General features: G+C 60.7%; 11 protein-coding genes and 2 pseudogenes. 6 read left to right on the forward strand and 7 right to left on the reverse strand.

What is annotated here, in order from left to right; all coding sequences use genetic code 11:
• The coding region (locus AC1DQ3_RS35685; protein WP_477124806.1) for an amidohydrolase at positions 1-885 on the forward strand (885 nt) is incomplete at its 5' end.
• Positions 885-1,397, forward strand: a complete 513-nt coding sequence (locus AC1DQ3_RS35690) for a trimeric intracellular cation channel family protein (RefSeq protein WP_477124814.1) — start codon at positions 885-887, stop codon at positions 1,395-1,397. The genes AC1DQ3_RS35685 and AC1DQ3_RS35690, both read left to right, overlap by 1 nt.
• Here the strand turns inward: AC1DQ3_RS35690 and AC1DQ3_RS35695 are convergent.
• Complete coding sequence (locus AC1DQ3_RS35695; RefSeq protein WP_477124807.1) at positions 1,370-1,726, reverse strand: SpoIIAA family protein; 357 nt, start codon at positions 1,724-1,726, stop codon at positions 1,370-1,372. The genes AC1DQ3_RS35690 and AC1DQ3_RS35695 overlap by 28 nt on opposite strands.
• A gap of 175 nt (positions 1,727-1,901) precedes the next feature.
• On the opposite strand from AC1DQ3_RS35695, the pseudogene AC1DQ3_RS35700 reads away from it, so the two are divergent.
• Positions 1,902-2,021, forward strand: a pseudogene (locus tag AC1DQ3_RS35700) (alpha/beta hydrolase); the annotation flags it as partial.
• Here the strand turns inward: AC1DQ3_RS35700 and AC1DQ3_RS35705 are convergent.
• The gene (locus AC1DQ3_RS35705; protein ID WP_477124815.1) at positions 1,988-2,176 is read right to left on the reverse strand and encodes a hypothetical protein; all 189 of its coding nucleotides are present in this window, start codon (positions 2,174-2,176) and stop codon (positions 1,988-1,990) included. The pseudogene AC1DQ3_RS35700 and the gene AC1DQ3_RS35705 sit on opposite strands and share 34 nt — an antisense overlap.
• Before the next feature lie 104 nt (positions 2,177-2,280).
• Between AC1DQ3_RS35705 and AC1DQ3_RS35710 the strand changes: the two genes are divergently transcribed.
• Positions 2,281-2,562: a tautomerase family protein gene (locus AC1DQ3_RS35710; RefSeq protein WP_477124816.1), complete on the forward strand. Its 282-nt coding sequence runs from the start codon at positions 2,281-2,283 to the stop codon at positions 2,560-2,562.
• Between the two features lie 401 nt (positions 2,563-2,963).
• Here AC1DQ3_RS35710 and AC1DQ3_RS35715 read toward each other — a convergent pair whose 3' ends face one another.
• Both AC1DQ3_RS35715 and AC1DQ3_RS35720 read right to left on the reverse strand, forming a co-directional pair.
• Positions 2,964-5,738, reverse strand: a complete 2,775-nt coding sequence (locus AC1DQ3_RS35715; protein WP_477124808.1) for an ATP-dependent Clp protease ATP-binding subunit — start codon at positions 5,736-5,738, stop codon at positions 2,964-2,966.
• 474 nt (positions 5,739-6,212) lie between these two features.
• Complete coding sequence (locus AC1DQ3_RS35720) at positions 6,213-8,492, reverse strand: FdhF/YdeP family oxidoreductase (RefSeq protein WP_477124809.1); 2,280 nt, start codon at positions 8,490-8,492, stop codon at positions 6,213-6,215.
• A gap of 357 nt (positions 8,493-8,849) precedes the next feature.
• Between AC1DQ3_RS35720 and AC1DQ3_RS35725 the strand changes: the two are divergent.
• Both AC1DQ3_RS35725 and fdhD read left to right on the forward strand, forming a co-directional pair.
• Positions 8,850-9,059, forward strand: a pseudogene (locus tag AC1DQ3_RS35725) (cytochrome ubiquinol oxidase subunit I); the annotation flags it as partial.
• Positions 9,060-9,177: 118 nt separating this feature from the next.
• Entirely contained in the window at positions 9,178-10,023 is an 846-nt protein-coding gene (gene fdhD, locus AC1DQ3_RS35730; protein ID WP_477124810.1) for a formate dehydrogenase accessory sulfurtransferase FdhD, read from the forward strand.
• 25 nt (positions 10,024-10,048) lie between these two features.
• Here fdhD and AC1DQ3_RS35735 read toward each other — a convergent pair whose 3' ends face one another.
• The 3 genes from AC1DQ3_RS35735 to AC1DQ3_RS35745 form a co-directional block, all read right to left on the reverse strand.
• The gene (locus AC1DQ3_RS35735; RefSeq protein WP_477124811.1) at positions 10,049-10,246 is read right to left on the reverse strand and encodes a hypothetical protein; all 198 of its coding nucleotides are present in this window, start codon (positions 10,244-10,246) and stop codon (positions 10,049-10,051) included.
• A 408-nt stretch (positions 10,247-10,654) separates the two neighbouring features.
• Positions 10,655-12,124: a glucuronate isomerase gene (uxaC, locus tag AC1DQ3_RS35740; RefSeq protein WP_477124812.1), complete on the reverse strand. Its 1,470-nt coding sequence runs from the start codon at positions 12,122-12,124 to the stop codon at positions 10,655-10,657.
• Positions 12,125-12,161: 37 nt separating this feature from the next.
• Positions 12,162-13,478, reverse strand: a 1,317-nt coding sequence (locus tag AC1DQ3_RS35745) for an IS4 family transposase (RefSeq protein ID WP_477124813.1), incomplete at its 5' end; no start/stop codon positions are given.

Below are 13,478 nucleotides of genomic sequence, written 5' to 3' on the forward strand. Positions count from 1 at the left end.
CGCATTTTTGCAGAGCATCGCGACGCCTGGCAAGGCACTGTCATGCTCGTGTTCCAGCCCGGCGAGGAAGTGGGCCGGGGTGCGGCGAGCATGGTTCAGGATTGGGGCGAGGAGCGCCTCCCCAAGCCAGACATTATCTTGGGGCAGCACGTGATGGTGGGGCTGAGTGGCACGGTCAGCTACCGCCCGGGTGTCATCCTGTCAGCCGGTGACAGCTTGAAGATCAAACTATTCGGTCGCGGGTCACACGGCTCACAGCCGCAGACCGCCATCGATCCGGTGATCATGGCCGCCGCCACCACGCTGCGCCTGCAAACCATCGTTTCGCGCGAAATCTCGCCACTGGATAGTGCAGTGTTGACCATTGGTTCGCTGCAGGCCGGCACCAAGGAAAACATCATTCCTGACGATGCCACGATCAAGCTCAATATGCGCACCTTCGACGAAGATGTGCGCGAGTACATGCTGTCGTCCGTCAAGCGAATTTGCTGCGCTGAGTGCGATGCCTCCAATGCCGAGCGGCCGCCCGAGTTCACAACCCTCAGCAGTTACCCGCTAACCGAAAACGACGATGCGTCGACCCAGAAGATCGCGGCAGCCTTCAAAGCGCAGTTTGGCGACAAGGCCTACGAGACTGGTCCGGCGTCGGCCAGCGAAGACTTCAGCATCTTCGGGCGTACGTGGAATGTGCCGTACGTTTTCTGGTTCGTCGGCGGTACCGACCCCAGTGTGTATGCACAGGCCAAGAAGGAYAAGCAAATCAAYAAGATACCGAGCAATCATTCGCCCAAGTTCGCACCGGTTATCCACCCGACGCTGGAAACGGGGCTGCAGGCCATGCTGACGGCGGCGTCTGCCTGGCTTTGYGGTCATCAAGAGGCATGATGGAACACAGTCTCTTTGTCTTGGTCGACCTGTTCGGTACCTTCGCTTTTGCAGTCAGCGGYGCCCTTGCCGCTGAACAGAAACGCCTCGATCTGTTCGGTGTCGTCGCGATCMGTTATATGACGGCCTGTGGTGGAGGAATCGTTCGGGATCTTTGCCTGGGCTCGTTACCGCCGGTGGGCATTTCAGATTGGCGGTATCTCGCAACCTCGGCGATGGCAATCTGGGCGCGTCCAATCGTTGACCACCTTAAGCATCCTGTCGTTTTCTTTGACCCGCTTGGACTGGGCTTCTATGCGGTCGTGGGCGCGCACAAGGCAATCCCTTGCCTTCGCTTCGGTGTACCCATTAACTTCGAGAATCCAACCCAAACCCAGTATCTTAGGGGCGTGATGTCCCGTACACACGGAGGCGGCGCGCTGCCAATGCGGGCTGACCCTGCTCGGCGATGGCCCAGGACGATACGAGATTCGCCGGGAGGCGCTCAGGCGTTGATCCAGGCGCGCGCCTGATCCAGCTCGTTGACGTGGAACGCCTTGATTTCGGCCTTCGTAAAGAATCGCGCCAGATGCATCGAGGCGTGGATCCATCCCGCGTCGGCCACCACGGCGGCGCGCGTGATTTTGCGGGCCAAGGGAAGGCCGAGCGTCAGGTCGGTCCACAGTGCCTTTGGCTCGATGCCGGTGAAATGCTCGATGCGTTCGAGCACGCGGGTCTTGCCGTGCAGGTCGAGATCCTCTCGCATGCGCTCGATGGCTTCGCGCAGATCGCGGTCAGTGATTTTGCCTTCGACGGAAATCTCGACGACCGGGGAATCGGGGTCAGTGTGATACAGGATCATGGCAGCACCACTTGGCTGGGGAGACCTTACACGCTCAGGCGCGGAAAAACCTGGCGTTAGATCACCTCTTGATGGTACGCCTTTTCACGCGGCCTCGGCTGCGCTGGGCTGCAGTGTTCTGCTCGCTAATCCGGTTTCCTTTGCGCCACCTCCTCGATCGAGGAAACGGCATATCTATATTGAGCGCGTATCGCCGACGCCGCTTCTGATGGTGGTTGCCGAGCACGATCACACGGCCGCCACCGATCTAGCCCTCAAGGCTTACGAGCGGGCACTTGAACCGAAGCGGCTGGTCAGCAGTTGGCGTCGGGCAAACATTGCGAAGCTCGCGCGCACAACGCTTGGCAGCAATAGGAAATCATGCAATTCGCGGGCTAACTCCGGATCGATTTCCTCAAGTTGGCGCACCGATTCGGCGCGGATCTGGTTCCGCGCCGCCTTCTCGATCAAGACGGAAAGTAAGCGAACCCAACCCACGGGTCAGCGTAGCGGTCGAAACGCGGAGCGGACCTCGACCCGTTGGCCGGACAAGGAGACGGTGRCCGATCGATCTCGTGGGCGGGCGCGCTCTCAAACACGACCAGATCTTCGTGCATGGACATGTACGGGCAGGACGGACGCGCGAACAGAAGATCGACCTGCTAAAGCGCATCGTCGAGGGCGTGAATCAGATCGCCAGCGTTCCCAAGGTCAATGTTTGGGCCTATGTCGCCGAGCTGGCGCCGAGCCAGATGATCGAGTATGGCGAAATCCTGCCTGAGCCTGGACAGGAATCGGAATGGATGGCATCGCTCGACCCGTCAGTACGGGTCTTCATGCAAAGCATTGAAAGCTAGCCATTCCAAATCCCGGCAGTACCACCCGCGCTCAACGGCGGCTGCGTACTCTCGACCCGCGGCGGTGACTACGCGTTGCACCTTGGCGAGGATCTGTTTCGCTTTGGCCGCACGATCATGATTTTCTCTTGCGTAGGAACCTATTTCCGCTCGAACCCCATACGGGTTTTGCAGACCCGTTGGGTCAGACACACACACACACACACACACACCGAATCGCCGGAAGTCCAGCTGCCTCCTGGTATGCCGCACTTCGTGGCGGCAGCTTCCGCAGTCAATGCAAGCCCAGGGGACTCCGGAAGCCACTCCAACATCCATTGCACCCATTCAATGTGAACGGATCGCCTCGGCGTTTGCGTCATGCCGAGGCGAGTACCTGGCGCCTCAGTACATTCGCTCTTTCATGAGCTGGCATCTCCGGCGGGGACCGTGCTGGTTGCCGCCTTGGACGCAGGGCCTTTGGCAGCCGCCTTGCCTGCCTTGGCTTTGCGCGGCGCGTCTGTCTTCGTGATGACCACATCGCCGCTCTCTTTGTCATAGCCCAGCTCGACGCTGTCGCCGGATTTCAGCTTGTCGCCCAGTATCTCCTTGGCCAGCCTGGTCTCGACGGCCTGACGAATCTGGCGCCGCAGCTCGCGCGCGCCGAACTCCGGCTGGTAGCCCACCTCCACCAGGTGTTCGACCAGCGCATCATCGAGCTTCACGGTGATGTCCTGCGCGGCGGCAGTGCGTACCACTCGGTCCAGCTGGATCTGCACGATAGCGCGGATATTCTCGCGCGAGAGCGCATGGAACACGATAATGTCGTCGATACGGTTGAGGAACTCGGGCCGGAAATGCCCCTTCAGCACCTTCATCAGCGCCTCCCGCAAGTCCTTCTCGGTCATCCGCGACGCCTCTGGCTTCTCCAGGTTCTCCATGATGATGGGCGCGCCCAGGTTGCTGGTGGCGATGATGACAGTATTGCTGAAATCCACCACGCGGCCCTTGCCGTCGGTCAGCCGACCGTCGTCGAACACCTGCAGCAGCACGTTGTTCACGTCGGGGTGGGCCTTCTCGATCTCATCCAGCAGGATCACGCTGTAGGGCTTGCGCCGCACGCGTTCGGTCAGCTGGCCGCCCTCGTCGTAGCCAACATAGCCCGGTGGCGCGCCAATCAGCCGTGCCACGGCATGGCGCTCCATGTACTCGGACATGTCGATGCGGATGATGGCCTGCTCGTCGCCGAACACAGTTTCCGCCAGCGCCTTGGCCAGCTCGGTCTTGCCTACGCCGGTCGGCCCGAGGAAAAGGAAGGTGGCGATCGGGCGGTTGGCCTGCCCCAGCCCCGCCCTCGACAGGCGCACCGCGTCGCTGACAGCGATCACCGCGTCGTCCTGCCCCACCACACGCTCGCGCAGCCGCTCTTCCATCTTCAGCAGCTTCTGGCGTTCTTCCTGGGTGAGATCGGTCACCGGGATGCCGGTCAGGCGCGACAGCACTTCGGCGATGGCCGCGACCGTCACTTCCAGCGTTTCTGACCCTGTCTTGCGCTGCCAGGCCTCGGTCAGCTCGTCCAGCCGCTTCTGCTTGTCCTTGATGCGGTCCTCGAAGGCCTTGGCCTCGTCAAAGCGCTTGCGCGACGAGGCATAGTCCTGCTCGCGCTTGAGCTGGGCGATTTCGGCCTCCAGTTCCTGGATGTCCGCAGGACGCGAGGTCGAGCTGATGCGCACGCGGGCCGCAGCCTGGTCGATCAGGTCGATGGCCTTGTCCGGCAGGAAGCGCGACGTGATGTAGCGGTCCGACATTTCCGCCGCGGCGACGAAGGCGTCGTCGGCAAACGTGACCTGGTGGTGCGCCTCGAGCTTGTCGCGCAAGCCGCGCAAGATGACGATGGTCTGCTCGACGGTGGGCTCCGGCACCAGCACCGGCTGGAAGCGCCGTTCCAGCGCCGCGTCTTTCTCGATGTACTTCTGGTATTCGTTCAGCGTCGTCGCGCCGATCAGGCTCAGCTCGCCGCGCGCCAGCGCAGGCTTGAGCACGTTGGCGATATCGAGGCCGCCCTCGCCGCCGCCTTGCCCCGCGCCGACGATGGTGTGCAGTTCGTCGATGAACAGGATCAGCTCGTCGTTCTTGGCCGTCACCTCATCGATCAGCTGCTTGGCGCGTTCCTCGAACTCGCCGCGATACTTGGCGCCAGCCACCATCGAGTTGATGTTCACCTCCACGAGCCGCTTGCCGCGTAGCACCTCCGGCACGTCGCCGTTGACGATGCGCTGCGCCAGCCCTTCCACGATAGCCGTCTTGCCGACGCCCGGCTCGCCGATCAGGACCGGGTTGTTCTTCTTGCGCCGCGCCAGCACTTCGATCGTACTCTCGATTTCCTGCGCGCGGCCCAGCACCGGGTCGAGCTTGCCCTGCCGCGCGATCGCGGTCAGGTCGCGCCCGAACTTGTCCAGCGTTGGCGTGCCGGTCGGCGTATCGACGCGGCCATCCTCCGCCCCCTTGCCGACCACCTTCACCACCTTCTGACGCAGCGCCTCCGGGGTTACGCCATACTTCTTGAGCAGCGTCCCGGCGATGCTGTCCGGCACCGAGGCCAGGCCGATCAGCAGGTGCTCGGGCCCAACATAGGAATGCCCCATGTCACGCGAGGCCTGGAAGGCATACTGGAAGGCCTTCTTCAGCCGCGGCGATATCGTCATCTTGTCGATACCCGCATCGGGTTCGGCGGTGCCGGTCTGCGCGTGCTCGTCGATGTACCCCTTGATATCCTGCGGCGAGAGCTTCAGTTCCTTGAGCAGCGCCGTGCAGACGTCGGTATCGGCGAGCACGTAGAGCAGATGCTCTGTGTCGAGTTCATTGCGCCGCAGTTCGTGGGCCTTCTCCGCCGCGCGCTGTAGCAGTTCCATCGTCTGCTCGCTAAACGCGTCGGTGGGGTCGACGGATTCACGCTGAACCTCGGTCGAGAATCCGGGATGCTCGTCATCGTCCATCCCCCCTCCCATGCCCCTGAAGAACCGGGACAAGCCGCCGCCACCCAGCAGCGAATCGAACGGATTGAGCATGTCCTGGTGGCGCAGCAGCTGCCGATAGTCGTAATCGCAGATCGACATCGTCTTGCGCTCGCCGTCCTGGACCACAGTCACCCGGGCCACGGCGGGACGCGCGTTGCAGATTTCACATAGGGTCGGCATGATGGACTTTTCTCCGTAGGTGGGTCGCGTGCTTTGCGCAGGCCGCCGTGGCGCGAGCCATGGGTAGCGCCGGCCGGCAGACCAAGTACTGGCAAGCACACGACCAAATCATCATTCACAAGGAAACGTAGCGCCCCGCGCGCGGGCACTCGAAGTTCCGAGCCTCCCGGTTGGGCTCAGCACCAGAACAGAAAGTACTTCAGTGCTCATCGCTGCAAAGCAGGCAAACCTGAAGCGTGGCTCGTCTGCGGCGCGAGTGGCACAAAGCGCGAAGGGGCTGAGGGACGGGGCTAGCACTACGTTTGTGTTGATTCGTTTGACGTGCTCCTTGGACCGACGCTATGGCGCCAGGGGATGGGTCTAAGTTAAGATGAAAAAACTCCGGTATTACCCTGCCTTGCCCGCCCGAGCGCTCGCAGGAGCGATATCATTCGAGGCGGTTGCCCCCAAGCCAAGTCATGCCCGCCCCATAGGCTATGTCACTTCCGAATGCACCACGCGCACAGGAATAGACTTGTACGAAGGCGTACCGCTTTCCTTGTCAATGTAGTCCAGAGGCACCAGCACGTTCGCTTCCGGGTAATACGCCGCCACCGAACCCCGTGCAATGTTTGCATAGGCGATGGCAGTGATCCGTTTGAGACTTAGCTGTCTGCCAGTTACGATGGTCTCGATATCCACCAGGTCCCCATGTTCCAAGCCTCGCGCAGCCATGTCGGCTTCGTGCATGAATAGCACATCGCGTCGACCGAATACGCCTCGATAGCGGTCATCCAGTGCATAGATGGTGGTGTTGTACTGATCGTGACTGCGGATCGTCATGAGACGCAAAACATTCTCGCCGCCCAGGACGTCGGCGTCTTCCTTAACGCCGCCATATACGGAGAAAACCGCCTTGCCCGATGGCGTAGTCCACTTGCGTTCGGTCGGTGGAAGTGGCAGGCGGAACCCGCCAGGGACGCGGATGCGCGCGTTGAAATTATCGAATCCCGGCACCGTCTTTTCAATCAGGTCGCGGATCCTGTCATACTCGGCAACCAGGTCCGACCACGGCACCTTGCTGTCAGGCAAGGTCGCGGTAGCCATTCCCGCGACGATCGACGGCTCGGAACGCAAGAATTCAGAGGCCGGCGTGAGCTTGCCGGCCGATGCATGGACCATGGACATCGAGTCCTCGACCGTCACCGATTGTGGCCCGCCGGCCTGCACGTCAAGCTCCGTGCGGCCCAAGCACGGCAGCACATACGTTTCCTTGGCCACCAGCAGGTGCGAGCGATTCAGCTTGGTGCCGATGTGCACGCTCAGATCGAGCTTCGCCATCGCGGGGAAGGATTGACCGGAATCGGGCAGCGCGACTGCGAAGTTCCCGCCCAGGCAGATCAGTGCCTTGGACGAGCCATCAATCATCGCCTGCATCGCCTTCACGGCATCGTGTCCGTGCCCGGTGGGCGGCTTGAAGCCGATGGTGTTTTCGATGCGCTGAAGGAAATCGGCCGACGGCTTCTCGGTGATGCCGACGGTGCGGTTCCCCTGCACGTTGGAATGGCCGCGTAATGGGCAAATGCCCGCACCGGGCTTGCCAAAATTTCCACGCAGGAGCAACAAATCAGCAATCAGGCGGACATTGGCGGTGCCCTTGCAATGCTGTGTCACACCCATGCCATAAGTGACGATCGTGGCATTCGATTTTGCATAAAGGTCTGCAACTTGCTCGAGATCCGCGCGGGTAAGTCCGCTCGCCTTCTCGATATCATCCCACGTGGTCGCCGCCAGGTCGGCGGCAAATGCGTCGAATCCTTCCGTGTGCACCGCAATGAAATCACGGTCCAGCACATCCCCTTTATCTGCATCCATCGCCAGTAGCGCCTTCATTATTCCCTTGAGCGAGGCTGCATCTCCGCCAGCGTCGACCTGATAATAGGTTGATGCGATTCTGGTCGAACCGTAAGTCGCCATCTCCAGCCAGTTCTGAGGATCCGCAAATCGTTCGAGCGCACGCTCCTTGAGCGGATTGAACACCACGATGGGAACATCGCGCCGGGACGCTTCATGAAGCGTCCCCATCATTCGAGGGTGATTAGTCCCGGGATTGTGGCCCATGGCGATAATCAGTTCACAACTGTCGAAGTCCTCCAATGACACCGTGCCCTTGCCGATACCGATCGACTGTGGCAAGCCCACGCTGGTAGGCTCGTGGCACATATTCGAGCAGTCCGGGAAATTGTTCGACCCATACTCCCGTGCGAAGAGCTGGAACAAGTAAGCAGCCTCGTTCGAGGCCCTGCCCGACGTATAGAACTCGACCTGGTCGGGCGACAGCCCGCGCAGGATTTCACCGATCCGGGCAAACGCATCGCCCCATTCGACTGCCCGGAACGTGTCTGTGGACCGATCGTAGACCAGCGGATGGGTCAGGCGTCCCATATCCTCCAGTTCGAAATCGGATTTTTGCAACAACGACGACACCGTGTTGCTTGCAAAGAACTCCGGCCGCACCCGTTTCGTCGTGGCCTCCCAAGTCACGGCCTTGGCACCGTTCTCGCAGAACTGGAACGTCGACTTATGCTCCTTGTCGGGCCACGCGCACCCGGGACAATCGAACCCGTCGGGCTGGTTGGTCCGCATCAGTGTGAGTGGCGCCTTGACCGTTTCCATTTGCAGGCGGATCGCCTGTGTCGTCGCACGAAGCGCCCCCCAGCCGCCAGCCGGTCCATCGTAGGGCCTGATGCCGGGCACTTCCCGTCGCGTAGCCATGATTGCTCCATGAAGCCGATTCGCCTCAGACTGCCCAAGGCAGTTGTTGCCTCAGCGTCGCCGCCAGGCGAGCTTTTCCTAACAATAGCCTCGGCTTCCTGCTCGGCAAGTGCCAGTTACAAATGGTGCCGGCCTCAAGCGCATGCCTCAGACATCACGTATGTTCTCTATTTTCAATATGCGTCATCCACGACATCGAAATCGTAACGTCTACTCTTGTCTGGCGTATAAGCTCATATCGGAAACCCTTGCACCGTACAAAAATAGTTCAACGTGTTCGCTGCTGTTCCTGTCTCACTGGGGGACTTGCCTTTAACAGCGCAAGGCAGAAAAGAACAAATGGAAACATCGAGCACGCTTGCATTTGCTGCGCGGGCGCGACAATCCAGCGGCGCGCACGGGGTCAACACGCTCGAGCATCAGCCGGCGAGAATCGCGGCAATCGAGGGGCACTGGGAGAACATCCCCGGGCAGCCTTCCCCGCGGATCCTCTTCGGCTGGCCGGACATGAAAGCAGAGAAAAGACACTTTGCGATCGAGGTCCCGCTGCTCGGAAGCCTTATTCTCTGGTTAGTCGCATTCTGGGCTGGGGGCGTCACTATCATGGGACTAGTCGTGGAGTTGATCAGGCTGTCCATGGCCGCGGCCGGGATGAAAACGCATTGAGGCCACCAGCGGGGAGTCGATGAGGCGCGATGTGCCAGCGGTAGACAGCAGCGCAGGCATTGAACATGTGCCGACGCTGCGCTCGTTCCCAGTCAGACGCTGGCGTCACGGCACCGTGACGGCCGAGGAAGACCGTTTGGCCGAGGAATTGCCGGTCGCGCTCGAGTACAACGGCATCTCCCATGCGGTCATGCTGGCTACACCAGCCGATCTCGATGACTTTGCCATCGGCTTCAGCCTCAGCGAAGGCATTGTCGACAGCGCGAGCGAGATCTATGGCATCGACGTGGAAGCCGGTGCAGACGGCGTGACTGTCAAGGTGGAGATCGCCACCGCTGCCTTCGCCAGGCTAAAGACCCGCCGCCGCGCGCTGGCGGGTCGTACCGGATGCGGCCTGTGCGGCATCGAGTCACTGGGCGAGATCATGCGCGTGCCGCAGCCGGTGCATAGCCATGCCATCTTCGATCCGACTGTCTTCGATGCGGCTTTTGCCGCCCTGGTCAAACGCCAGGCACTGCTGCGCGATACCGGGGCGACGCACGCGGCGGCGTGGCTGCGTGCGGATGGCGCATTGGCCTTTGTGCGCGAAGACGTGGGTCGTCACAATGCGCTCGACAAACTCGCCGGTGCACTTGCGAGCACCAACGAGGATACCAAGCGCGGCGCGGTGATTATCACCAGCCGGGCCAGCTACGAGATGGTGCTCAAGACGGCATCGATCGGTGCGGGGATCCTTGCCGCGGTATCCGGTCCAACGGCGCTCGCCGTGCGGCTGGCAGACTCCGCTGCGATAACGCTGGCCGGCTTTGTGCGAAGTGGCAGCCTGGTCGTCTACACACATCCGGAACGGCTGCGTATCCCGTAGGTACGCTGACTGTCCAAATGTAAATCTACCCGCCCAACTCCTGAAAGGCGTGGCCATTGGCCTCCAGACCCTTCAATATCCCGGGTGGCACCTCGTCCTGCCCGACACTACCTTCGCGTTGCCATTGATCTGCGTCGGCCAAGTCAGGGAGCCCTGCTCCCTTGCGCACATAGAGGCCGAGTGTCGGCTTTTTCAAGTTGATGTAGAAGTCAAATTCCTGCATTTGCGAAATCTCCCGCGAGACCGATATCGGGCGCCGGTCGGAAAGCCCTCTATGGCATGTGCAGGCCCCCAACGATGTCACCAGCGATGCCCTGCACGACGCCACGTCGCTTCAGTGTAGTTGCGCTCGGCACGCCTCGCCCCCCTCTCAAGCGTGCCTGGGAATTTAACCATGCCGCGGTGGCGCCTCATACACCTGGCAAGCGCAGCAATCGACAGTAATTTGATCGCCATCTATCCAGAGAGGCGTTGGGGACGCTTGCCATGCAACTGTAATTAACGTGCTGCAAATGCCCGGCTGTGCCCGCTTCCGAGCCTGAGGCGCAGGTATTGGGCATTGGGCATTGCGGACCACCAGATTTTTCTGGCCCCGGGGACGGATGCGCTGTTACACCTTGTTGGCACATGGTCATAGAGATTCGTCCGCTCCCCTCTTGAGGGAAAATGGGAAATAGCGGCGCGCGTTACCAAAGCAGATATCCGAAACCATGCGTCCAAGAAATGGGATATCGTTTGGCCATTCACCACGAGCAACGAAATTTCCAATCAGATTGCACAAAATACGTCGAAAATACTCGTGTCGGCTTACGGACAGGAAGCTACGCGAATCGGTAAGCATGCCGATGAAATTACACAACAGGCCGATGTGCGCAAGCTGCGTGAGCTGATGCTCCATCCCATCCTTCTGATCATTGAACCACCAGCCGGAGCCAAGCTGAATTTTTCCGGCGACTCCCCCGCCCTGGAAGACACCGGCCAGCGTTGCAAGCGCGGCCTGATGCACCGGATTGGCGCAGTAAAGAATAGTCCTGGGCAAAAGGTCGTCGTGCTCGAGCGCGTTCATCACACCTAGCAGTGGTCGCACGATGGGCGCATCGTCCATGCAGTCGAACCCGGTATTGGGACCCAGCGCAGCCAGCCTCCTGGTATTAGGCGAAACGATGGCACCGATATGCAGCTGCATTACCCAGCCGCGGCGTCCATACTCTCGGCCCAGCGCCACTTGGACAGCGGTTCTGAACGCAGCAGCTTCGCGAGGCAAGACGACGCCACCAGCCAACCTCTTGCGCAGGATTGCCGTCAATGCAGCTTCATCACACTCCTCGTAACACACGTAGTCGAGGCCGTGATCAGCAAGGCGACAGCCATTTGCATGGAAATACTCGAGCCGGCGCTCCACCGCAGTCCAGAAGGACTGGAAGCTCTCAATATCAACATCGGTTGCCGCAGACAGGCGGGCAACATACTCAGCGAAACCCGCAGACTCGATCTTGTACAGATTGTCGGCACGCCATGTCGGAACAACCGTCAGATCAGGATCCGCTGAAAGCTTCCGGTGCCAATCGAGACTGATCGTCGGGTCATCGGTTGTCCCGACCAGCGCCATCTTGGCGCCAATCAGGATATCGCGCGCGCCCATATTGGGCTCGCCGAGCCGTGCATTCGCTGTCTGCCAGATCATCTCCGCGGTGTCTGGCCCAAGCAGGCCGCCGTTGACGTCGAGCGGGCGCCGCAACTCGAGCATGGACCAATGATAGAGCGGATTGCCAATGGTTCGCGGCACGGTTTCCGCCCATGCTTGAAACTTATCGCGCTCACTGGCGTTTCCACTGATACGATCTTCATGGATGCCGTTTGCACGCATCGCGCGCCACTTGTAGTGGTCTCCGGCAAGCCACGCCTCGGCTATGCTGGAGAATTTCCGATTTTCGGCAATCGCTTGAACGGACAGATGAGAATGATAGTCGTAGACCGGTTGGTCGCATGCGAAATCGAAGTACAGTTCGCGCGCAACATCGGTTTGTAGCAAGAAATTTTCGCTAGGGAATGTCATCATTGCTTGAGTTAGTTTTAAATCAAAAGAATGACCAACGCACATGCTGTCAAATGGTCATGCCCATACCTTTATACATAAGTCAGCCGAGCCCCTCACGTAGCGCGCGCAGCGTTTCAGCAGCGGCAAGTACCCGATCGAGTCCGCGCCAGATTGTCTTGGCGCCGGGTTCGCCGTCGCCCTTGCGAGCGAGGAAACCGCCGATTTGCGCAATCAGCCGCACGACCTCGTTCACGGTAGGCGGTGTCGCCGGCATCTTCTTTTTGGCCAGCAGATACGCACCACGAATTTCGTCTGGATCGAAGAACAAAGAGGCGTCCAGCTCGGGGCAGGTCCGGCCTTTGCGCATCAGATAAGTCACGCGCCATGCAACCACCAGGAACAAGGCCAGGGCGCGCTCAATCCGGTCAACGGCGGCCAACTGCAAGGACTCCACTTCGCAACCGTTCTTGAGCACATGGAAATAGATTTCGATTTCCCAGCGCGCCCGGTACCAATTGATCAGTTCGACAGCTTGTTCTTGCGTCTCGACCACGCGGTTGGTCAGCAAGCGCCATTCAATCGGCTTGATGCCTGCCGGCGCTCCCACTTCACGCGCGATCACGCAGTGAACCTTGATCTTTCCCTGTCTGCCATCCGCGATCTCGACCTCGCGGGCCCACAGTTGCTGGCGCACGGTGCGGCTCTTCTGGCCCTCGCGCGCGCCGCTCACGAAGGTGATCTCACCCAAGGGCTCCGTGCTCGTGGTGCTGGCCCACAACCGGACGCCCTCGCTCTCGGGCAGGCAGCGGTCATGCTTGGCGCGCACCAGCCAATCCGCCGGCCTGCCCAATTCGTCGGCTCGGCGCATCATCTCCACCATGTCCGCCTCGCGGTCGGCCACGTACACCAGCCGCGTGCCCGGCATGTCGAGCGCCATTTCAGCCACGCGCTCGTACCCTTCAACCCAGCGGGTGCTTTCTTTCTGGCCGGGGCGCACACCGTCGGCACCGCGCTCTTCACGTGCCCACATCCACGCGTCGAGCACGCCCAGCGGTTCCCGTTCAGCCGTCACCGCATAAGTCGGGTGCAGATACATGCCGCGCCGCGCTTCATAGTTCAATGGCCCCAGTCCGTCGATGTCCTGGGCATTGAAATCCAGTTCGGTCGTGTCCTGGATGCACAGCACGACCGACTGGCTGCGCATGCGCTCCTGCGTGCTCGCCCAATGCGGTTCCAGTATGGCATCCCAAGCCACATCCGTATTGCGCAAAAAACGGTAGGCCGCGCACGTCTCGCTCCAGCTATCGCACGCCTCAGGGATACTGGCCTTCGGTTTGGCCGCAAGTCGTTCTATCAATTTCTTCGCCCTTCTGTTGAGGCGGGCGTCGCCAAGATTCAGCCCCGCAAACTCCTGCTC

It is taken from the genome of Cupriavidus sp. 01T418, from assembly GCF_056398885.1.

Coding starts and splice junctions, on each gene's coding strand:
- AC1DQ3_RS35695 (WP_477124807.1), bottom strand. CDS start 1,726: ATGATCCTGTATCACACTGACCCCGATTCCCCGGTCGTCGAGATTTCC.
- AC1DQ3_RS35715 (WP_477124808.1), bottom strand. CDS start 5,738: ATGCCGACCCTATGTGAAATCTGCAACGCGCGTCCCGCCGTGGCCCGG.
- AC1DQ3_RS35720 (WP_477124809.1), bottom strand. CDS start 8,492: ATGGCTACGCGACGGGAAGTGCCCGGCATCAGGCCCTACGATGGACCG.
- fdhD (WP_477124810.1), top strand. CDS start 9,178: ATGAGGCGCGATGTGCCAGCGGTAGACAGCAGCGCAGGCATTGAACAT.
- AC1DQ3_RS35735 (WP_477124811.1), bottom strand. CDS start 10,246: ATGCAGGAATTTGACTTCTACATCAACTTGAAAAAGCCGACACTCGGC.
- uxaC (WP_477124812.1), bottom strand. CDS start 12,124: ATGTGCGTTGGTCATTCTTTTGATTTAAAACTAACTCAAGCAATGATG.